This is a genomic window from Nocardia aurea, from assembly GCF_003123685.1.
GTDB classification, from domain to species: Bacteria; Actinomycetota; Actinomycetes; order Mycobacteriales; family Mycobacteriaceae; genus Nocardia; species Nocardia aurea.
In genome coordinates, this window is the sequence record NZ_QCYJ01000103.1 from 477,972 (window position 1) to 494,983 (window position 17,012).

The window sequence follows — 17,012 nt, forward strand, 5'->3', positions numbered from 1 at the left end:
CAGAGGGCCGACGGCGAGCGCGCCGACCCGGGAACGATGATCGGCCCGCGCAGACGGAAGCGGTTCTGTGAGTCGCCTGACGCTCAGACGGCTCGGGCGGCTGCGGTGGGCAGCGGTGCGGTCACCTTCTCGCGCGTGCGCAACGATGCCCAGAGTGCGGCGGTGGCGGCGGTGCACGCGCCCGCGCCCGCGACGTGGAAGACGACGAGCACGGCGGGGACGTCGGTGAAGTACTGCACGACGCCGATGAGCGCCTGCGAGCAGACCAGTGCCAGCAGGGTGAACAGCCGGGCGCGGACGGCGGGGGTGATGCCGACGGCGAACAGGCCGAACGCCAGGCCGATCAGCAGCGCCAGGTAGCCGACCAGCAATTGTGAATGCAGGTGGACGAGCGTGACGATCTCGACCTCGAGTCGCGCGACCGGGCGGTCGATACTCTTGTCGCCCGCGTGCGGTCCGGCGGCGGTGACGAGTGTGCCCGCGACCAGGACGGCGGCCAGCGCGGCGGCGCTGAGGGCGGTGAGCCAACGCAGCGGCGCGGGGGCGCGCACGGCTTCTATTCCGTCGTCGGGTTCGGAGACCTTGGCGTACAGCACGGTCGCCAGCCACACCATCAGCATGGAGACCAGCAGGTGCACCGCGACGGTCCACCAGAGCAGTCCGGTGCGGACGGTGATCCCGCCGATGACGGCCTGCAATACCGTGCCGCCCGGCATCAGCCAGGCGTACACCAGCACTTCGTGGCGGCGTCGGGCTCGGATCACGGCGAGCACGATCAGTCCGGCGAAGAGGCTGACCACGAAGGTCAGCATGCGGTTGCCGAATTCGACCGCCTGGTGCACGACCGCGACTTCGGACACCCCGATCGGGGTGAAGCTGCCGGGGAAGCATCGCGGCCATGTCGGGCAGCCGAGTCCGGAGGCGGTGACCCGGACGATCGACCCGGTGACGGCGATCCCGGCCTGGGTGAGGATCACCGCGAACGCGGTCAACCGCTGCACTCGCAGTGAGGGCAGCGGGAGGCGATCGACAAGTCGGACGAATGCGCGATACAGCACCCGACGATGGTAGCGGCAGCCGATCCGGCCACCGCACCCGGACTACTACAAGGCGTCGTTAGTCAGTGGAAGCGGAAGAATCGCGTGCCGAGGAAGGCGCAGACCGCGCCCCACACCGCGAGTACGACGAGCCCGAACCAATCGAGGGAACCGCGCAGCGCCTCCTCCAGCGTGACGGCGAGCGCGCCGGAGGGAATCAGGCGGGCCAGTACGTTCACCACGGTCGGCAAGTCGTCGGAGGCGAAGACGATACTGGCGATGCCGAGCATGACGAACCAGAGCACATTCGCCAGCGCGAGCACGACCTCCGCCTTGAGGGTGCCGCCGAGCAGCAGGCCCATGGTGGCGAAGGTGAACGTGCCCAGGGCGATGACCAGGGCGCCGAGCAGCAGGCCCGTCGCCTCGGGTCGCCAGCCCAGCGCGACGCCGATGAGGCCGAGCACGATCGCTTGGAGCGCCACCACGATCAGCACCGCGGCGCTCTTGCCCGCGATGATGCCCCAGCGCGGAAGTGCCGTGGCGCCCAAGCGTTTCAGCGCACCGTACCGGCGATCGAATCCGACCGCGATGGCCTGCCCGGTGAACGCCGTCGACATCACCGCCACCATCATCACCGCGGGCACGATCTTGTCGACCCGGTCGTCGCCGAGTCCGCCGAAGGGCAGCAGGGCCAACCCGACGAGCAGGGTGATCGGGATGAACAGCGTCAGCAGCAGCTGTTCGCCGTTACGCAGCAACAGGATCAGTTCGAGTCGGGTCTGCGCGAGCAGCATGGCGGTGCGCGCGGCCGGGCGCGGCGCGGGAGAGAAGGTGCCCGGCGCGAAGCGGTTGGCCGCGGGGTCGACGTTGGTCATCCGCGCAGATCCCGTCCGGTGAGTTCCAAGAAGACGTCCTCCAGCCGACGCTGATCGATGCGGATATCGGTGGCCAGGACATTGAGCCTGGCGCACCACGCCGTTGTCGTCGCCAGCACCTGCGGGTCGATCTCGCCTTCGATCAGGTAGGAGCCCGGCGTAGTCTCGCGCGGCGAGAACCCTTCCGGCAGCGCTGATTTCAGCAATTCGAGGTTCAGCTTCGGCGGGGCGGTGAAGCGCAGTTGCCCGGCTGCTCCGTGCGCGGTGACCTCGGCCGGCGTGCCCGCGGCGACGATCTGCCCGTGGTCGATGATGATGAGCTGATCGGCGAGCTGTTCGGCCTCGTCCATCAGATGCGTGGTCAGTACGACGGTCACCCCGTCGCGGCGCAGCGCGTCGATGAGTTCCCAGACGATGAGGCGGGCCTGCGCGTCCAGACCGGCGGTCGGTTCGTCGAGGAAGACGATCTCCGGGCGTCCGACCAGCGCGCACGCGAGGGCGAGGCGCTGTTGCTGCCCGCCGGACAGGCGTCGGTAGGGGGTGCGCCGATTGTCCTGGAGGCCGAGAGTTCGCAGCAACCAGTCCGGATCGAGCGGGTCGGCCGAGTAGGCGGCGACCAGTTCGAGCATCTCCCCGGCGCGGGCGCCGGGGTAGGCGCCGCCGCCCTGCAACATGACGCCGATCCGCGAACGCAGCCGCTCGGAGTCGGCGATCGGATCCGCGCCGAGTACCCGGACCGATCCGGCGTCGGGGGTGACGAACCCCTCGCACATCTCGACGGTGGTCGTCTTACCCGCGCCGTTGGGGCCGAGGAGCGCGAGCACTTGGGCCCGTTCGACGTCGAAGGACAGGCCGTCTACCGCGGTGGTCTCGCCGTAACGCTTGACGACTCCATCGACGCGGACGGCGGGTCCAGAGGCAACGGTCACGGTGTCACACCGTATGCCTCGGGCCGATGTGACCTGGAAGACACCCCCGCACGGTCAGTCGCCCGACCGCGCCGCGGGCAGCGCGTTCTCCGCGCCGGATCTGTTCAACCGCCACGGCAGCGATTTGCGGGTGGCCAGAATCATCAGCAGGCAGGTGACGATGGTGATCGCCGCGGCGTAGATGAGGACGAACGGGGTGATGTCGCTGCCCGACGGCATCAGCAGTACGGCCACCGTCGCCGAGGCCACCGTCGCCGGGACGCGGAAGGCGGGCCGGTTGGCCCACGCGGCCAGCGGCACGATGCCCCACAGCAGGTACCACGGCTGCACCACCGGGAACAGCAGCACGACCGCGCCGAACGCGACGCCGAGCGCGCCCACCGGATGCAGGCGACCACTCCAGGTGGCGATCAGCAGACGCACCACGATCAGCGCGGCGGCCGCGGCGGCGATCGGACGGGTGATGCTGAGCAGCGCCGTGGTGTGATCGCCGAGACCGAGCAGAACGCCGCCGAATCCGGTGGCGACGCCCAGGGCCGTCGGCAGTGACATCCAGCTGCGCACCGTGCTCGCCGTGTTGAGCGTGTCGATCCAGCCGAAGCCGAGTCCGCTGCCGAAACACACCGCGAGCAGCACCGTCGCGGTCGTGGCGCCGAGCAGCAGCGCCGCGCTGCAGATCGCGCGCCAACTGCCGCCCCACCGTCTGGCCAAGGCCATCCAGACGAACGCGAGCGCGAGCATCGAGGGGATCTTGACGGTGGCCGAGAGCGCGATCACCGTCGTGCCCGCCAGTAACAGGGTCAGGGTGTGACCGCGTATCGGGCCGGTGCGACCGAGCGCGGCCAGGCACAGTTCCAGCCCGACCAGCATCAGGCCGATCATCATCGCCTCGTTGTGCACACCGGACACCAGGTGGAATATCACCAGCGGATTCGCGGCGCCCAGCCACAGCGCGGCGACACCGGAGACGCGGCAGCGCTGCGCCAGACGCGGCAACGCCCACACGATGCACGCGATGCCGACCAGCGCGAGCAGGCGATGCAGTAGTACACCGGCCAGAATGTTCTCGCCGGTCAGTTCCGCGATGCCCTTGCCGAACCAGATCGACAGCGGACCGTACGGCGCGGGGGAGTTCTGCCAGATATTCGGGACGCTGCGGGTGAGCACATGGTCCTGGCCCAGTCCGGTCACCGGGCCGACGTCGTAGGGATCGAGTCCGCGCGCCGCGATCTCGCCCTGGGCCAGATAGGAATACACGTCCTGGCTGAACATCGGCGGCGCGACCGAGAGCGGGATGATCCACAGCAGTAGCGTGCGATCCAGTTGCGACCGGCTCAGCCTGCGGACCCGATTCGATTGCAGGCCGAGCGCGAACCGCCCGAGCAGCAGCCAGGCCAGCATGACGATGACGGTGCCGAGCATGGTCACCGCGAGCCCGGAACTGTGGACCCGCGCGGGCAGACCGAGGATGGCCTTGCCGTAGGTGGGGTTCTGCAATGTCGGCTGCGCGCCGAGTCCGAGCGCGCCGATCGCCATCATCACCGAACCGGTCGCGCCGAGCAGTCGGACCCGGCGCAGCTGGCCGGTCTCGGTCTCGTTGAGACCGGCGGCTTCGGGTTCGTTGACGTGCAGCGCTTCGCTGACGGTGTGATCGGGCGGGACATCGATTCCGATGACGCGCCTGCCGAGGGCGACGGCGGAGGCGAACGGCTTGGTCGCGCGCAGTCGGGTCAGGGTTCTCGAGGGGGCGGATCGATCGTCATCGACACCGTCTTCACCCTGTTGGCCTGACTTCACCGGGTCAGCGTAGCCGATCGGGGGTGGGCGTTCCGTGGTCGGAAGCACGGCGCTGATCCCCTGTTCGCGACGGGGTTCGGGGGTGCCCGAGCGGGCCGATCCCGGTGGGCTCGCAACCGGTCGACGTCGGCCGGTGCCTCCGTCGGAGGTCGTCACCGCGACCCTGCTCGCGTCGACGTTGTGGCCGTCTCGGCTCGTGGAGGTGCCGAGCCGGGTGCGCCGCCGGGGTGATTATCGAATTCCGCACGTCGCGTGGACCCGATGTGTGGATTCACGCGGTGTGCTGCGCGTCACTCACGATGGCGGTCGGACACCGCGCGCAGCCGACGTTTCGCACGGTCACACGCATGGATGTCCGATTTTCCGCAGGTAGAGCCCTACTTCTAGTCAGGGCACCCTTATTAGATTTCGGGAACGAATTCCGCCACACTGATGTTGTGAAAAGCGTGGGCTTGCGGAAAAGCGACGGAAGGGCCGGTCGTCCGGCCGGTGCCGCGTCCTCCGCTGCCTCCGTCCCGGCGGGCGCGGAAGGACCGACACGAGCCGCCATCGTGCAGTTGCTGCTCGAAGAGGGGCCGATCACCGCGACCGCGATCGGAACGAGACTCGGTCTCGCCCCCGCGGGCGTGCGCCGTCACCTCGACGCCCTGATCGATTCCGGTCAGGCACGCGCGGCTCGTTCCGCGCCGTGGCAGCAGAAGGGGCGCGGCCGTCCCGCCAAGCAGTACCAGCTGACGGCGACCGGCCGGGGCAAACTCGGTCACGCCTACGACGATCTCGCCGGTGCCGCGATCCGGCAACTCGGTGAGATCGGCGGCGAGCAGGCCATCACCGAATTCGCGCGCAGACGGGCACGCACTATCGTGGCCGGGATCGACGCGGTCGGTGAGCACACCCCGGAGAAAACCGAGGCCAAGGCCGAGGAGATCGCCGAAGCGTGCACCGAAGCGGGTTTCGCCGCCACCACCCGCAAGGTGGGTGCGGGCGTGCAGATCTGCCAGCACCACTGCCCGGTCGCCCACGTCGCGGAAGAATTCCCGCAACTGTGCGAGGCCGAGCTGGAGGTGTTCCGCGAACTGCTGGGCACCCATGTGCAGCGGCTCGCCACGATCGCCAACGGTGACTGCGCGTGCACGACGCACGTGCCGCTGATGGTGATGCCCACCCCGAAAACTTCTCCATCCACCGTCGCACAGCCCGCGGCGGTACGAACGAACGACTCCGGAAGGAGTGCCGAATGACGACGACCACCGACCAGGTGCAACCGCTCACTCAGGAAGAGACCATCGCTTCCCTGGGCAAATACGGTTACGGCTGGAGCGATTCGGACGCGGCCGGTGCCAGCGCGCAACGAGGCCTGTCCGAGGCTGTCGTCCGCGACATCTCGGCCAAGAAGAACGAGACCGAGTGGATGCTCGAACAGCGACTCAAGGCGCTGCGCATCTTCGATCGCAAGCCCATGCCGAACTGGGGTTCCAACCTCGACGGCATCGACTTCGACAACATCAAGTACTTCGTGCGCTCGAGCGAGAAGCAGGCCGAAAGCTGGGAAGACCTGCCCGAGGACATCAAGAACACCTACGACCGGCTCGGCATCCCGGAAGCGGAGAAGCAGCGTCTGGTCGCCGGTGTCGCCGCGCAGTACGAGTCCGAGGTGGTCTACCACTCGATTCGTGAGGACTTGGAGAAGCAGGGTGTCATCTTCATGGACACCGACACCGGTCTGCGCGAGCACCCGGAGATCTTCGAGCAGTACTTCGGTTCGGTGATCCCGGCCGGTGACAACAAGTTCTCCGCGCTGAACACCGCCGTGTGGTCGGGTGGCTCGTTCATCTACGTGCCGCCGGGCGTGCAGGTCGACATCCCGTTGCAGGCCTACTTCCGGATCAACACCGAGAACATGGGCCAGTTCGAGCGGACCCTGATCATCGTCGACGAGGGCGCCTACGTGCACTACGTCGAGGGCTGTACAGCGCCGATCTACAAGTCGGATTCGCTGCACTCCGCGGTGGTCGAGATCATCGTGAAGAAGGGCGGCCGCTGCCGCTACACGACCATCCAGAACTGGTCGAACAACGTCTACAACCTGGTCACCAAGCGGGCCAAGGCCGAGGCGGGCGCGACCATGGAATGGATCGACGGCAATATCGGCTCCAAGGTCACCATGAAGTACCCGGCGGTCTGGATGACCGGCGAGTACGCCAAGGGCGAGGTGCTCTCGGTGGCGTTCGCGGGCGAGGGCCAGCACCAGGACACCGGTGCGAAGATGCTGCACCTGGCGCCGCACACCTCATCGACCATCGTGTCGAAGTCGGTGGCGCGCGGCGGCGGTCGCGCGTCCTACCGCGGCCTGGTCCAGGTCAACAAGGGCGCCTACGGCTCGAAGTCGACGGTGAAATGCGACGCGCTGCTGGTCGACACCATCAGCCGCTCCGACACCTACCCCTACGTCGACATCCGCGAGGACGACGTGACCATGGGCCACGAGGCGACCGTGTCGAAGGTGTCGGCGGATCAGCTGTTCTACCTCATGAGTCGCGGTATGAGCGAGGACGAGGCGATGGCGATGGTGGTGCGCGGCTTCGTCGAGCCCATCGCCAAGGAACTGCCGATGGAATACGCGTTGGAACTGAACCGGCTCATCGAGCTGCAGATGGAAGGAGCCGTCGGCTGATGGCGACTGGCGTAATCGGAGCGGTCGAGGGCGAGAACCCGACGATCAAGCCGATCCAGAACCCGGGTGCCGGCGCGGCGACCAACAAGGGCGAGGTCTTCACCTCGTTCGACGTGGACGCCTTCGAGGTGCCTTCGGGTCGTGACGAGGAATGGCGGTTCACCCCGCTGCGCAGGTTGCGCGGTCTGCACGACGGCAGCGCGACCCGCGACGGCGCGGCCACCGTCGAGATCGGCGCGGTCGAGGGTGTGACGGTGGAAACCGTCGCACGCGACGACGCTCGCCTGGGCCGGGCCGGTGTGCCCGCGGACCGGGTCGCCGCGCAGGCGTATTCCGGTTTCGACACAGCCACCGTGGTGTCGGTGCCCGCCGAGACCGAGGTCGCCGAACCGGTCGTCATCACGGTCACCGGTCCCGGCGAGGGCAAGACCGCCTTCGGTCACCTGCAGATCGCACTCGGCAATTTCGCGGTCGCCACGGTGGTCATCGATCAGCACGGTAGCGGAACCTACGCCGAGAACGTCGAATTCGTGCTCGGTGACAGTGCGAAGCTGACCGTCGTCGCGGTGCAGGACTGGGCCGACGACGCCGTCAACGCGACCGCGCATCACGCGAAACTCGGCCGCGACGCCACGCTGCGCCATATCGCCGTCACACTCGGCGGTGATCTGGTGCGCCTGACCGGCAGGGTGAATTACGACGGTCCCGGCGGCGACGCCGAACTGCTCGGCCTGTACTTCGCCGACGCGGGGCAGCATTTCGAACAGCGCCTGCTGATCGATCACTCGCAGCCCAACTGCAAATCGAATGTGCTGTACAAGGGCGCGTTGCAGGGTGATCCGCATTCGCCCAAGGGCGATGCCCGCACCGTGTGGGTCGGCGATGTGCTGATCCGCGCGGCCGCCGAGGGTACCGACACGTTCGAGGTGAACCGCAATCTGGTGCTCACCGACGGCGCGCGCGCCGATTCGGTGCCGAACCTGGAGATCGAGACCGGCGAGATCGCGGGCGCCGGACACGCCAGTGCCACCGGTCGTTTCGACGACGAGCAGCTGTTCTACCTGCGTGCCCGCGGTATCCCCGAGGATGTGGCGCGGCGACTGGTCGTCCGCGGCTTCTTCCACGAGATCATCCAGAAGATCGCGGTCCCCGAGATCAGGCAGCGGCTGGAGACGGCCATCGAGGTCGAACTCGCCGCCATCGGCGTCTGATCCGCACACATCAACTCCCACGAAGGAATTCGAATTCGATGACCACCTTGGAGATCAAGGACCTGCACGTCGAGGTTGCCAACCCGGACGAGGCGGGCGAGCCCATCAAGATCCTGAAGGGTGTCGACCTCACCGTGAAATCCGGTGAGACGCACGCCATCATGGGCCCCAACGGCTCGGGTAAGTCCACGCTGTCCTACGCGATCGCCGGACATCCCAAGTACACGGTGACCAAGGGCTCGATCACGCTCGACGGTGAGAGCGTCCTCGAGATGCCGGTCGACGAGCGGGCGCGGGCGGGGCTGTTCCTCGCGATGCAGTACCCGGTCGAGGTGCCGGGTGTCTCGATGTCGAACTTCCTGCGCACCGCCGCCACGGCGGTCCGCGGCGAGGCCCCGAAACTTCGCACCTGGGTCAAAGAGGTGAAGGAGGCGATGGGCGAACTCGAGATCGACGCCGCCTTCGGCGAGCGCAGCGTGAACGAGGGTTTCTCCGGCGGCGAGAAGAAGCGCCACGAGATCCTGCAGTTGGGCCTGCTCAAGCCGAAGATCGCCATCCTCGACGAAACCGATTCCGGTCTCGACGTCGACGCGCTGCGGATCGTCTCCGAGGGCGTCAACCGCTACCGGGAGCGTGAGAACGGCGGCGTGCTGCTGATCACCCACTACACCCGCATCCTGCGCTACATCCAGCCGCAGTTCGTGCACGTCTTCGTCGGCGGCCGCATCGTCGCCGAGGGCGGCCCCGAACTCGCCGAGGAACTCGACGCCAACGGCTACGTGCGTTTCACTACCCAGACAGCTACAGCTGGAGCCTGATATGACAGCAGCGTCCGTGACGGGCAACGCCGTCGACGTGGCCCGGGTCCGGGCCGATTTCCCGATCCTGAGCCGTACGGTCCGTGACGGGAAGCCGTTGGTGTACCTGGATTCCGGCGCGACGTCGCAGCGACCGACCGAGGTGCTCGACGCCGAACGCGATTTCCTGATCACCAGTAATTCGGCGGTGCATCGCGGCGCGCATCAGCTGGCCGAGGAGGCGACCGACGCCTACGAGGGCGCCCGCGCCGATATCGGCCGTTTCGTCGGTGTCGAAGCCGACGAGATCGTCTTCACCAAGAACGCGACCGAATCGCTGAACCTGGTGACCTACTCCTTCGCCGACGAGCGGTTCCCGTACCACGTCGGACCGGGTGACGAGATCGTCATCACCGAGTTGGAACACCACGCGAATCTCGTTCCGTGGCAGGAGCTTGCGCGCAAGACCGGGGCCACCCTGAAGTGGTATGCCGTGACCGAGGACGGGCGGATCGATCTCGACTCGCTCGAATTGTCGCCCGCCACCAAGGTTGTCGCGTTCACCCACCAGTCCAATGTCACCGGGGCGATCGCGCCGGTGGCCGAACTGGTGCGCCGCGCGAAGGCGGTCGGCGCGCTCGTCGTACTCGACGCCTGCCAGTCGGTGCCGCACATGCCGGTGGACTTCCGTGAACTCGGCGTCGATTTCGCCGCCTTCTCGGGGCACAAGATGCTCGGACCCTCCGGTGTCGGCGTGCTCTTCGGACGTCGCGCGCTGCTCGAGCAGACGCCGCCGTTCATCACCGGCGGCTCCATGATCGAAACCGTCTTCATGGATCACAGCACCTACGCCCCGCCCCCGCAGCGTTTCGAGGCGGGCGTGCCGATGACCTCGCAGGTGATCGGATTGGGCGCGGCGGTGCGGTATCTCGAGGCCATCGGCATGGATGCCGTGGCCGCGCACGAACACGCGCTCGTCGACGCCGCGCTGGCCGGTCTCGCCGCGATCCCCGGCGTGCGGATCGTCGGCCCGACCGAGAACGTCGAGCGCGGTGGCGCGGTGGCGTTCGTCGTCGACGGCATCCACGCGCACGACGTCGGCCAGATCCTCGACGATCAGGGCGTGGCGATCCGGGTCGGGCACCACTGCGCGTGGCCGCTGCACCGCCGTTTCGGCGTCGCGGCGACGGCGCGGGCCTCCTTCGCCGTCTACAACACGCTCGACGAGGTCGACGCACTGGTCGCGGCCGTGCGGAAGGCCAAGAGCTTCTTCGGGGTTGAATAACACATGCGTATGGAGCAGATGTACCAGGAAGTGATCCTGGACCACTACAAACATCCTCATCATCGCGGGCTGCGGGAACCGTTCGGCGCCGAAGTGCACCACGTGAACCCGACTTGCGGTGACGAGGTGACTCTGCGCGTCCACATCGGCGACGACGGTGATGTCGCCGACGTCTCCTACGACGGGCAGGGCTGCTCGATCAGTCAGGCCGCGACCTCGATCCTGGCGGATCAGGTGATCGGGCTGCCGGTGCAACAGGCGCTGAAGGTGGTCGACTCCTACAGCGAGATGATCTCCAGCCGCGGCACCATCGAGGGCGATGAGGATGTGCTCGGCGACGGTATCGCGCTCGCCGGAGTATCGAAGTACCCGGCTCGCGTGAAATGCGCGCTGCTGGGCTGGATGGCGTTCAAGGACGCGGTGGTCCGGATAACCTCGGCGGAGGACGCCAAGCGGACAATGGGCACGAATGGGGCTACGTCATGAGTGAGACATCGGCAACGGAGACGACTGATACGACAGAAGCGGTCGAAACGGTCGAACAGCCCGAGAAGGTCGAGCTGTCGGCGGAGGAGATCAAACACCTCGAGGACATCGAGGAGGCGATGCGCGACGTCGTCGACCCGGAACTCGGCATCAACGTGGTCGATCTCGGACTGGTCTACGGCATCGCGGTCGAGAACGAGATCGCGAAACTCGATATGACCCTGACCTCGGCGGCCTGTCCGCTCACCGATGTCATCGAGGATCAGACCCGCAACGCCCTGGTCCGCAGCGGTCTGGTCGAGGACCTGGAGATCACCTGGGTCTGGATGCCGCCGTGGGGTCCGGACAAGATCACCGACGACGGCAGGGAGCAGCTGCGCGCACTCGGCTTCACCGTCTGATTCCGGCGTCGTCGTAGCCGCCCCGTACCGCGGGGCGGCTTTTTCGTGCCGTGACCAGGCCGGGGAACGATAGCCGTCGGCTCCGAAAAGAATTGCTGGACAATCCGGTTCGACACGAGCAAGATCGCCCCGTTGTCGTTCTCTAACGGGGAGTTCTTTTCGTGTCCGTGTTGCGCAAGTCGGCCCTGGTGGTCGCCGTCTCGTCGACCGCCGCTCTCGCCATCGTCGGGGTGGGGTCGGGTCCCGCCGCCGCGGCGGGCAAGTACTACGGGACGCTGGCGGTGTCGAAGAGCACCGGCAAGGTGGTCGCCGCGGTCGACCAGCCGAGCCGGGTCCGCGCCGACGCCGAGGCCATTCGCGAATGCGCGGTCTACGACTGCGAATTGGTGCAGCGCTTCGTCGACGGCTGTGCCGCGATCGCCAGGGGAGCCGACGGCGCGTACGGCTGGGCGGCGGCGGGCACCCGCACCGAGGCCGAGCAGTTCGCGATCGGCGCACTCGGCGAATCCGCTCCGCCCTTCCCCGATCTCGGCAGCGCGCAGGCCCGGCCCGCGACGGTCGCGCTCTCCGCGTGCACGGCGAACGCGAACTGATCGCACGCAACGAGAAAGGGGTGCGGACGTGGTCCGCACCCCTTCGTTCCGGAATGTCCTGCCGTGATCACGGATCGATGTGCACGCCACCGAGGATGGTCGTCAGGTCGGTGCGGTAGCGCGGCAGATCCGCGACCTTCACCTGGCTGCTCACCTGAACCGGGTGCACTCCCGTCGGGGCCCGGAACGCGAGTTCCAGATATTCGTAGTGGATATCGATACCGGCGCTGGGCGCGGTGCCGGTGACCCGCAGACCCCGGACGCCGCACACTTCGATGCTCTCCGAACCCGATTGACGCCAGCCCGGAGCCGTCGCACGCACCAGGGTGAGATGCGCGAGCGCGGAATCGATATCGGCCAGCGCGTTGTACGTCGCGATGGTCACCATCGCGGAGCCCAGGCCGCCGCTGTCGGTCGGCAGGTCGAAACGGTTCACCATGAATCCGGGGGAGGAGCCGTTGACCCAGGACAACGTCCAGCCCGGTAGCCGGGGGATACGGATGGTGATCCGGCCCGGACGCTGTTCACTGGTGAACACCTCGTCGCTGGATTCGAAGGCGGTGCACACCGATTCGGTGGTCGCCACCGTTCGGGCCTCGGGTTCGGCCACGGGTAGTTCCGATGTGCCGCAAGCGATCACCAATGCCGCCGCGATCCCGCCGAGAGCCAGGTGTTTCCCGGTACGCCACATCCCCGTCATGACCGCACAGCGTAACCGGAACGACCATCGATTTGTCGACCGCTCAGCAAGTGACCAGCGAGTAGCTAACGGGTCCGGATGGTGAGCGCCGTCGGGCCGTCCATCGTCCGGGGGAGTCGGTGGTTACCGCGAGGTCGTCTCGCTTTGCGTCCGTGACAGCGCGACGGCTTGTGGTTCGTCGTCGGGCAGGCCGGTTCCGGTGGTGATCAGCCCTCCGAGACTCTGTTCGATGTAGTAGGTCCAGCCTCTGCGGCAGGCCTCGAAACATTCGAATCGGGGGACCAGGCCGACGTGGGTGAATCGGAGTTCGGCGCCGCCCTCGGTCGCGGTGACGTCGAAGCGGATCTCGGTGCCGTTCCATTCGGTTTGGTCCTCGACGAAGGCGATCCGGTTGTCCAGCACCCGCCAGACCACCCGTTGTCCCGGCACCACCTCGGTGACTTCGATGGTGCTGCGGTGCACGCCGGGAACTTCGTAGGTGAACACGTCACCGGGTCGGGCGGAGTCGCCCACGAGGGATCTGGACCACCAGCCGCGTACGTCGGTGACGGCGGCGGTGACGGCTTCGGGGGTTCGGTCGGTGCCGATGGTGGTGGTGAAACTCTGGTCGGTCATGGCGCACTCCGTTCGATGCGGGGAATCGGCCGCGATATTCAACCGATTGGTTGACAGTAGCGCCGGAATGCGAGATATTCAACCGTATGGTTGAGAGTTCTCGGGATCGTCTCGACGTGGTGTTCCACGCGCTGTCGGATTCCACGCGCCGGTCGATGTTGCGCAGCCTGGCCCGCAGGCAATGCAGCGTGGGTGAGCTCGCCGCACCGTTCGACATCTCGCTGGCGGCCGCGTCCAAACACATCAAGGTGCTGGAGCGGGCGGGGCTGGTGCGGCGCAGTGTGCGGGGGCGGACACATATCTGTCGACTCGACGCGGGCCCGCTGCGCGACGGCGTCGAATGGATGCGCTTCTACGAACGATTCTGGAACGAGAGTCTCGACGCCCTGGAAACCGCACTGCTACAGGAGGATCACGGTGAGTGAATACGGTGAGGTCGTCGACGCGGCCACGATCCGCGTCGAGCGGATCCTGCCCGGACCCATCGAGCGGGTCTGGGCATATCTGACCGATGTCGACAAACGCGCCACCTGGCTGGCGGGCGGGTTGCTCGAACAGCACACCGGCGGCCGGGTCGACCATGTCTTCCGGATCCACGAACTCACCGGCGAGGGAGATCCGGCCGAGGTCGCCGATCGACGCCACGGCGAGGTGCTCGCCTGGGATCCGCCGCGCCTGTTGCGCCACACCTGGAGTACCGGGGGTGACCTCGCGGATTCGGTGGTGACCTTCGAACTCGACCCGGTGGACGACAAGGTGCGCCTGGTGGTCACCCACAGCAGGTTGCCGTCACGGGACGAGATGGTGAATGTGGCCTCCGGCTGGCACACGCACCTGGACTTCCTGCGCGATCGTCTCGAGGAGCGCTCACCGGCGACGTTCTGGCCGAAACTCGAGGAGTTGCGCGGCGAATACGAGACGATCCTGCCCTGAGACGACCGGGTGCGGCGCCGGTCGCGGCCGACCGGTCAGCGCGGGCGGTTCGCTCGATTGTCGCCCGCCAGTCGTCCGCGTCGTATCAGCGCGCGTTTGGTGCCGGGGGCGATCGGGGGCAACCCCACCTCCGGATCGGTCTCGGGCTCGGCGGGATTGGGGCGGACGAACAGGGTCACCGACGCCGCCGCGGTGAATCCGCTGCGTTTCATCAGGGTGGCCGAGGCGGTATTGCGGCCCTCCACGTCGGTGACGATGCGGAGGGCGCCCCGGGCGAACAGCGCGTCCGAGCAGATGTCGACCAGCCGTTTGGCGATACCTTGGCCCTGCATATCGGGGGCGACGGCGATCCACTCCAGGTAGGCCCAGTCGTCGCGGAGTTCGAATTCCATCGAACCGAGGACGAAGCCGACCACCCGATCCGAATCCAGCGCCACCCAGCACGCCCCGTCCGGACTGTCGAGATGTTCGGCCACCGACGTCAGCGACCACGATGTATACGGCTTGGCGGTGACGTCGAACACTTCGTGCCCGAGATCGAGCACCTGACGTAGATGGCCGAGGCCCATCGGGACGATCGCCGTGACGGAGTCCATGCCGCCAGTTTGCCAGGATCCGGAGCCGCGGACCTCAGCGCCACTCGTGCAGTTCGAGGTCGATGATGACCGGATGCATCAGCGTCGATACCGGTGAACCGGGATCGCGGCGGTCGGGGGCGAAGGTCGCGGCGGCGGCCAGACTCGGCGTGTCGAGGGACCGCAACCCGGCGGGCGGGTCGAGCCGAAGCCTCGGTTCGGTGTCGCGGGTGGCGAGCACGAAACCCCAGTCGCCGAAACTCGGCACGTCGACGTGATACGGCAGGGTCCGCAGTTCGGCGGCGCGGACGGTGGTCTCGATACACCAGAACGACCGAGGCGCGAAGAAGGGCGAACCGGACTGGATGACCAGCGTGCCGCCGGGGGCGAGCACGCCGGCGGTCATCGCGTAGAACTCCTTGGTGTAGAGTTTGGCGATCGAGGTCTGATCCGGATCGGGGAGGTCGACGATCACCGCGTCGAAGGCGCCGGGATCGGTGCGCAGCCAGGAGAAGGCGTCGGCGTTGATCACGCGTACCCGCCGGTCGTCGAACGCGCGGCGATTCAACTCGACCAGGCGCGGATCGGTGCGGGCGAGGGTGATCATCTCCGGATCCAGTTCCACCAGGGTGATCCGCTCGACGTCCGGATAGCGCAGGATCTCGCGCAACGCCAGGCCGTCGCCTCCGCCGAGGACGAGAACCTCGCGCCGCGCACCCGCCAGCGCCGGATGGACCAGCGCCTCGTGATAGCGGTACTCGTCGACCGAGGAGAATTGCAGATCCCCGTTCAGGAACAGCCGCACATCCGGGGTGCCGAACGGCGACACCGATTCGGTGAGAACGATGCTCTGGTACCTGGTCTGTTCGTGCCACACGATCGGATGCGCGAACAGGGCCTGCTGCGCGGTGGCCTCGAAGCGGTCGGCGTAGAGATAACTGCCGACGAGCACGCCCGCGACGACCGCGGTGAGCGCGCCGAACACCCAGCGCGAGCGTCGCGGCAATTCCGTTCGGAACAGCACGAACACCACGGTGAGTCCGGCGACCGCGTTCACGACGCCGACGATCAGGCTGCCCCGGATCTGCCCGAACAGCGGCAGCAGCAGGAACGGGAAAGCCAATCCGCCCAGCAGTGCGCCGACGTAGTCGGCGGCGAACAGATCGGCGACGGCGCTACCTGGTTCCTGCCTGCGGATCCGTTGCAGCAGTTCCATCAGCAACGGAATCTCCGCGCCGATCAGTATGCCGAGCAGCATCGCGAGGAAGATCAGCGCGGAGGTGTAGATGTTGAGCCAGGCGTAGGCGGCGTAGAGCGCGAGCACCGAAAGCCCGCCGAGCAGCGCCAACGCCAATTCGACCGCGACGAAGGCCGCCGCCGCGTACTTGCGCAGCGGTTTCGCGGCGAGTGCGCCCAACCCCATCGCGAAGACCATGACGCTCAGGGTGATCGAGGCCTGCGCGGCGGTGTCACCGAGCAGATAGCTGCCGAGGGTGACCAGCGACAGTTCGTAGACGAGACCGCAGGCCGCGCAGATGAACGCGGTGGCGAGCAGCGCCACGCGAGCCGCTCTGACCCGCACCGGCAGAGGGCGTACGACGACGGCGGTCACTGTGCCTATTTCCCGCTCTGACTCCGGTATTGGTCGTTGGGCGGAGTATTGGGCCAGCCCCACTGCGACACCGTCGAATGGTGCCGGGTGTAGCCGTTGCGGTATTGATCGACCAGGACGACGGTTCCGGAACCGTTGGGGGACACGGTGATGATGTCGTCGCGATATTGCAGGTAGTTGCGGTCGCCCGATTTCCGGTTGTCGAGCGGACGGGCGGCCCCGGTGATCGCGCTGGTCACCGCGGCGGGGGCGAGCGTGGAGGTGTACGCGCGACCGTCGTTGGCCTGATCCAGCGTGGTCGCCCTGGTGTACTTACCGGTGACGAAATCCCTGGCGGACTGGACGTCGTCGCCGCAACCGGTGACCGATAGCGCGAGGGCGATCACCGCGATTATCCCGGTGATCGAGCTGGTCAGGCGTGTCATCTGTATCCCCCGTGGAGCGCCGAACGGGCGCCCGTCCGGTGGTGATGCGACTGGACGGGGACTCTAT

Annotated in this window: 19 protein-coding genes; 10 read left to right on the forward strand and 9 right to left on the reverse strand. The window is 67.3% G+C overall.

All coding sequences use genetic code 11. The annotated features are described in order from the left end of the window. Positions 1-83: 83 nt before the first annotated feature. From DAT37_RS23360 to mptB, 4 genes are all read right to left on the reverse strand, one after another. A complete protein-coding gene (locus DAT37_RS23360) occupies positions 84-1,058 on the reverse strand; it encodes a COX15/CtaA family protein (RefSeq protein ID WP_109526953.1) in 975 nt (324 codons plus the stop codon). 62 nt (positions 1,059-1,120) lie between these two features. After that, positions 1,121-1,912, reverse strand: coding sequence for an ABC transporter permease (locus DAT37_RS23365; protein WP_109526954.1), 792 nt, complete (start codon positions 1,910-1,912; stop codon positions 1,121-1,123). Next, complete coding sequence (locus tag DAT37_RS23370) at positions 1,909-2,841, reverse strand: ABC transporter ATP-binding protein (protein ID WP_109526955.1); 933 nt, start codon at positions 2,839-2,841, stop codon at positions 1,909-1,911. The genes DAT37_RS23365 and DAT37_RS23370 overlap by 4 nt, the downstream gene beginning before the upstream one ends. 54 nt (positions 2,842-2,895) lie before the next feature. Then, positions 2,896-4,638: a polyprenol phosphomannose-dependent alpha 1,6 mannosyltransferase MptB gene (gene mptB, locus DAT37_RS23375; RefSeq protein WP_408637428.1), complete on the reverse strand. Its 1,743-nt coding sequence runs from the start codon at positions 4,636-4,638 to the stop codon at positions 2,896-2,898. A 347-nt stretch (positions 4,639-4,985) separates the two neighbouring features. Between mptB and DAT37_RS23380 the strand changes: the two genes are divergently transcribed. From DAT37_RS23380 to DAT37_RS23415, 8 genes are all read left to right on the forward strand, one after another. Then, complete coding sequence (locus DAT37_RS23380) at positions 4,986-5,879, forward strand: helix-turn-helix transcriptional regulator (RefSeq protein WP_109527355.1); 894 nt, start codon at positions 4,986-4,988, stop codon at positions 5,877-5,879. Then, positions 5,876-7,312: a Fe-S cluster assembly protein SufB gene (gene sufB / locus DAT37_RS23385; protein WP_109526956.1), complete on the forward strand. Its 1,437-nt coding sequence runs from the start codon at positions 5,876-5,878 to the stop codon at positions 7,310-7,312. The genes DAT37_RS23380 and sufB overlap by 4 nt, the downstream gene beginning before the upstream one ends. Then, a complete protein-coding gene (sufD, locus tag DAT37_RS23390) occupies positions 7,312-8,523 on the forward strand; it encodes a Fe-S cluster assembly protein SufD (protein ID WP_109526957.1) in 1,212 nt (403 codons plus the stop codon). The genes sufB and sufD overlap by 1 nt, the downstream gene beginning before the upstream one ends. Positions 8,524-8,561: 38 nt before the next feature. Then, on the forward strand, positions 8,562-9,341 hold the full coding sequence (gene sufC, locus DAT37_RS23395; RefSeq protein ID WP_109526958.1) for a Fe-S cluster assembly ATPase SufC: 780 nt from the start codon (positions 8,562-8,564) through the stop codon (positions 9,339-9,341). Between the two features lies 1 nt (position 9,342). Beyond that, complete coding sequence (locus tag DAT37_RS23400; protein ID WP_109526959.1) at positions 9,343-10,605, forward strand: cysteine desulfurase; 1,263 nt, start codon at positions 9,343-9,345, stop codon at positions 10,603-10,605. 3 nt (positions 10,606-10,608) lie between these two features. Beyond that, positions 10,609-11,091: a Fe-S cluster assembly sulfur transfer protein SufU gene (sufU, locus tag DAT37_RS23405; protein ID WP_109526960.1), complete on the forward strand. Its 483-nt coding sequence runs from the start codon at positions 10,609-10,611 to the stop codon at positions 11,089-11,091. Beyond that, entirely contained in the window at positions 11,088-11,492 is a 405-nt protein-coding gene (locus DAT37_RS23410; protein WP_109526961.1) for a metal-sulfur cluster assembly factor, read from the forward strand. Before sufU ends, DAT37_RS23410 begins: the two co-directional genes overlap by 4 nt. 161 nt (positions 11,493-11,653) lie before the next feature. Then, positions 11,654-12,085, forward strand: coding sequence for a DUF4189 domain-containing protein (locus tag DAT37_RS23415; protein ID WP_109526962.1), 432 nt, complete (start codon positions 11,654-11,656; stop codon positions 12,083-12,085). A 67-nt stretch (positions 12,086-12,152) separates the two neighbouring features. On the opposite strand, the gene DAT37_RS23420 is transcribed toward DAT37_RS23415, so the two are convergent. After that, positions 12,153-12,785, reverse strand: a complete 633-nt coding sequence (locus tag DAT37_RS23420) for a hypothetical protein (protein WP_109526963.1) — start codon at positions 12,783-12,785, stop codon at positions 12,153-12,155. 123 nt (positions 12,786-12,908) lie between these two features. Further along, the gene (locus DAT37_RS23425) at positions 12,909-13,400 is read right to left on the reverse strand and encodes an SRPBCC family protein (RefSeq protein WP_109526964.1); all 492 of its coding nucleotides are present in this window, start codon (positions 13,398-13,400) and stop codon (positions 12,909-12,911) included. 86 nt (positions 13,401-13,486) lie between these two features. Between DAT37_RS23425 and DAT37_RS23430 the strand changes: the two genes are divergently transcribed. After that, complete coding sequence (locus tag DAT37_RS23430; RefSeq protein WP_109526965.1) at positions 13,487-13,825, forward strand: ArsR/SmtB family transcription factor; 339 nt, start codon at positions 13,487-13,489, stop codon at positions 13,823-13,825. Beyond that, positions 13,818-14,333, forward strand: coding sequence for an SRPBCC family protein (locus DAT37_RS23435; protein WP_109526966.1), 516 nt, complete (start codon positions 13,818-13,820; stop codon positions 14,331-14,333). Before DAT37_RS23430 ends, DAT37_RS23435 begins: the two co-directional genes overlap by 8 nt. Positions 14,334-14,368: 35 nt before the next feature. Here the strand turns inward: DAT37_RS23435 and DAT37_RS23440 are convergent, their stop codons facing one another. The 3 genes from DAT37_RS23440 to DAT37_RS23450 are packed head-to-tail and all read right to left on the reverse strand — an operon-like array spanning position 14,369 to position 16,945. After that, entirely contained in the window at positions 14,369-14,929 is a 561-nt protein-coding gene (locus DAT37_RS23440) for a GNAT family N-acetyltransferase (protein ID WP_109526967.1), read from the reverse strand. 34 nt (positions 14,930-14,963) lie between these two features. Then, positions 14,964-16,520: a polyamine aminopropyltransferase gene (locus DAT37_RS23445; RefSeq protein WP_232839941.1), complete on the reverse strand. Its 1,557-nt coding sequence runs from the start codon at positions 16,518-16,520 to the stop codon at positions 14,964-14,966. 5 nt (positions 16,521-16,525) lie between these two features. Beyond that, entirely contained in the window at positions 16,526-16,945 is a 420-nt protein-coding gene (locus DAT37_RS23450) for a DUF4247 domain-containing protein (RefSeq protein ID WP_109526968.1), read from the reverse strand. Between the last annotated feature and the right edge of the window lie 67 nt (positions 16,946-17,012).

Excerpts from the sequence above, each read along its gene's own strand:
- DAT37_RS23365 (WP_109526954.1), bottom strand. The coding sequence starts at position 1,912 with ATGACCAACGTCGACCCCGCGGCCAACCGCTTCGCGCCGGGCACCTTC.
- DAT37_RS23380 (WP_109527355.1), top strand. The coding sequence starts at position 4,986 with ATGGATGTCCGATTTTCCGCAGGTAGAGCCCTACTTCTAGTCAGGGCA.
- sufB (WP_109526956.1), top strand. The coding sequence starts at position 5,876 with ATGACGACGACCACCGACCAGGTGCAACCGCTCACTCAGGAAGAGACC.
- sufD (WP_109526957.1), top strand. The coding sequence starts at position 7,312 with ATGGCGACTGGCGTAATCGGAGCGGTCGAGGGCGAGAACCCGACGATC.
- sufC (WP_109526958.1), top strand. The coding sequence starts at position 8,562 with ATGACCACCTTGGAGATCAAGGACCTGCACGTCGAGGTTGCCAACCCG.
- DAT37_RS23400 (WP_109526959.1), top strand. The coding sequence starts at position 9,343 with ATGACAGCAGCGTCCGTGACGGGCAACGCCGTCGACGTGGCCCGGGTC.
- sufU (WP_109526960.1), top strand. The coding sequence starts at position 10,609 with ATGCGTATGGAGCAGATGTACCAGGAAGTGATCCTGGACCACTACAAA.
- DAT37_RS23410 (WP_109526961.1), top strand. The coding sequence starts at position 11,088 with ATGAGTGAGACATCGGCAACGGAGACGACTGATACGACAGAAGCGGTC.
- DAT37_RS23420 (WP_109526963.1), bottom strand. The coding sequence starts at position 12,785 with ATGACGGGGATGTGGCGTACCGGGAAACACCTGGCTCTCGGCGGGATC.
- DAT37_RS23425 (WP_109526964.1), bottom strand. The coding sequence starts at position 13,400 with ATGACCGACCAGAGTTTCACCACCACCATCGGCACCGACCGAACCCCC.
- DAT37_RS23430 (WP_109526965.1), top strand. The coding sequence starts at position 13,487 with ATGGTTGAGAGTTCTCGGGATCGTCTCGACGTGGTGTTCCACGCGCTG.
- DAT37_RS23440 (WP_109526967.1), bottom strand. The coding sequence starts at position 14,929 with ATGGACTCCGTCACGGCGATCGTCCCGATGGGCCTCGGCCATCTACGT.
- DAT37_RS23450 (WP_109526968.1), bottom strand. The coding sequence starts at position 16,945 with ATGACACGCCTGACCAGCTCGATCACCGGGATAATCGCGGTGATCGCC.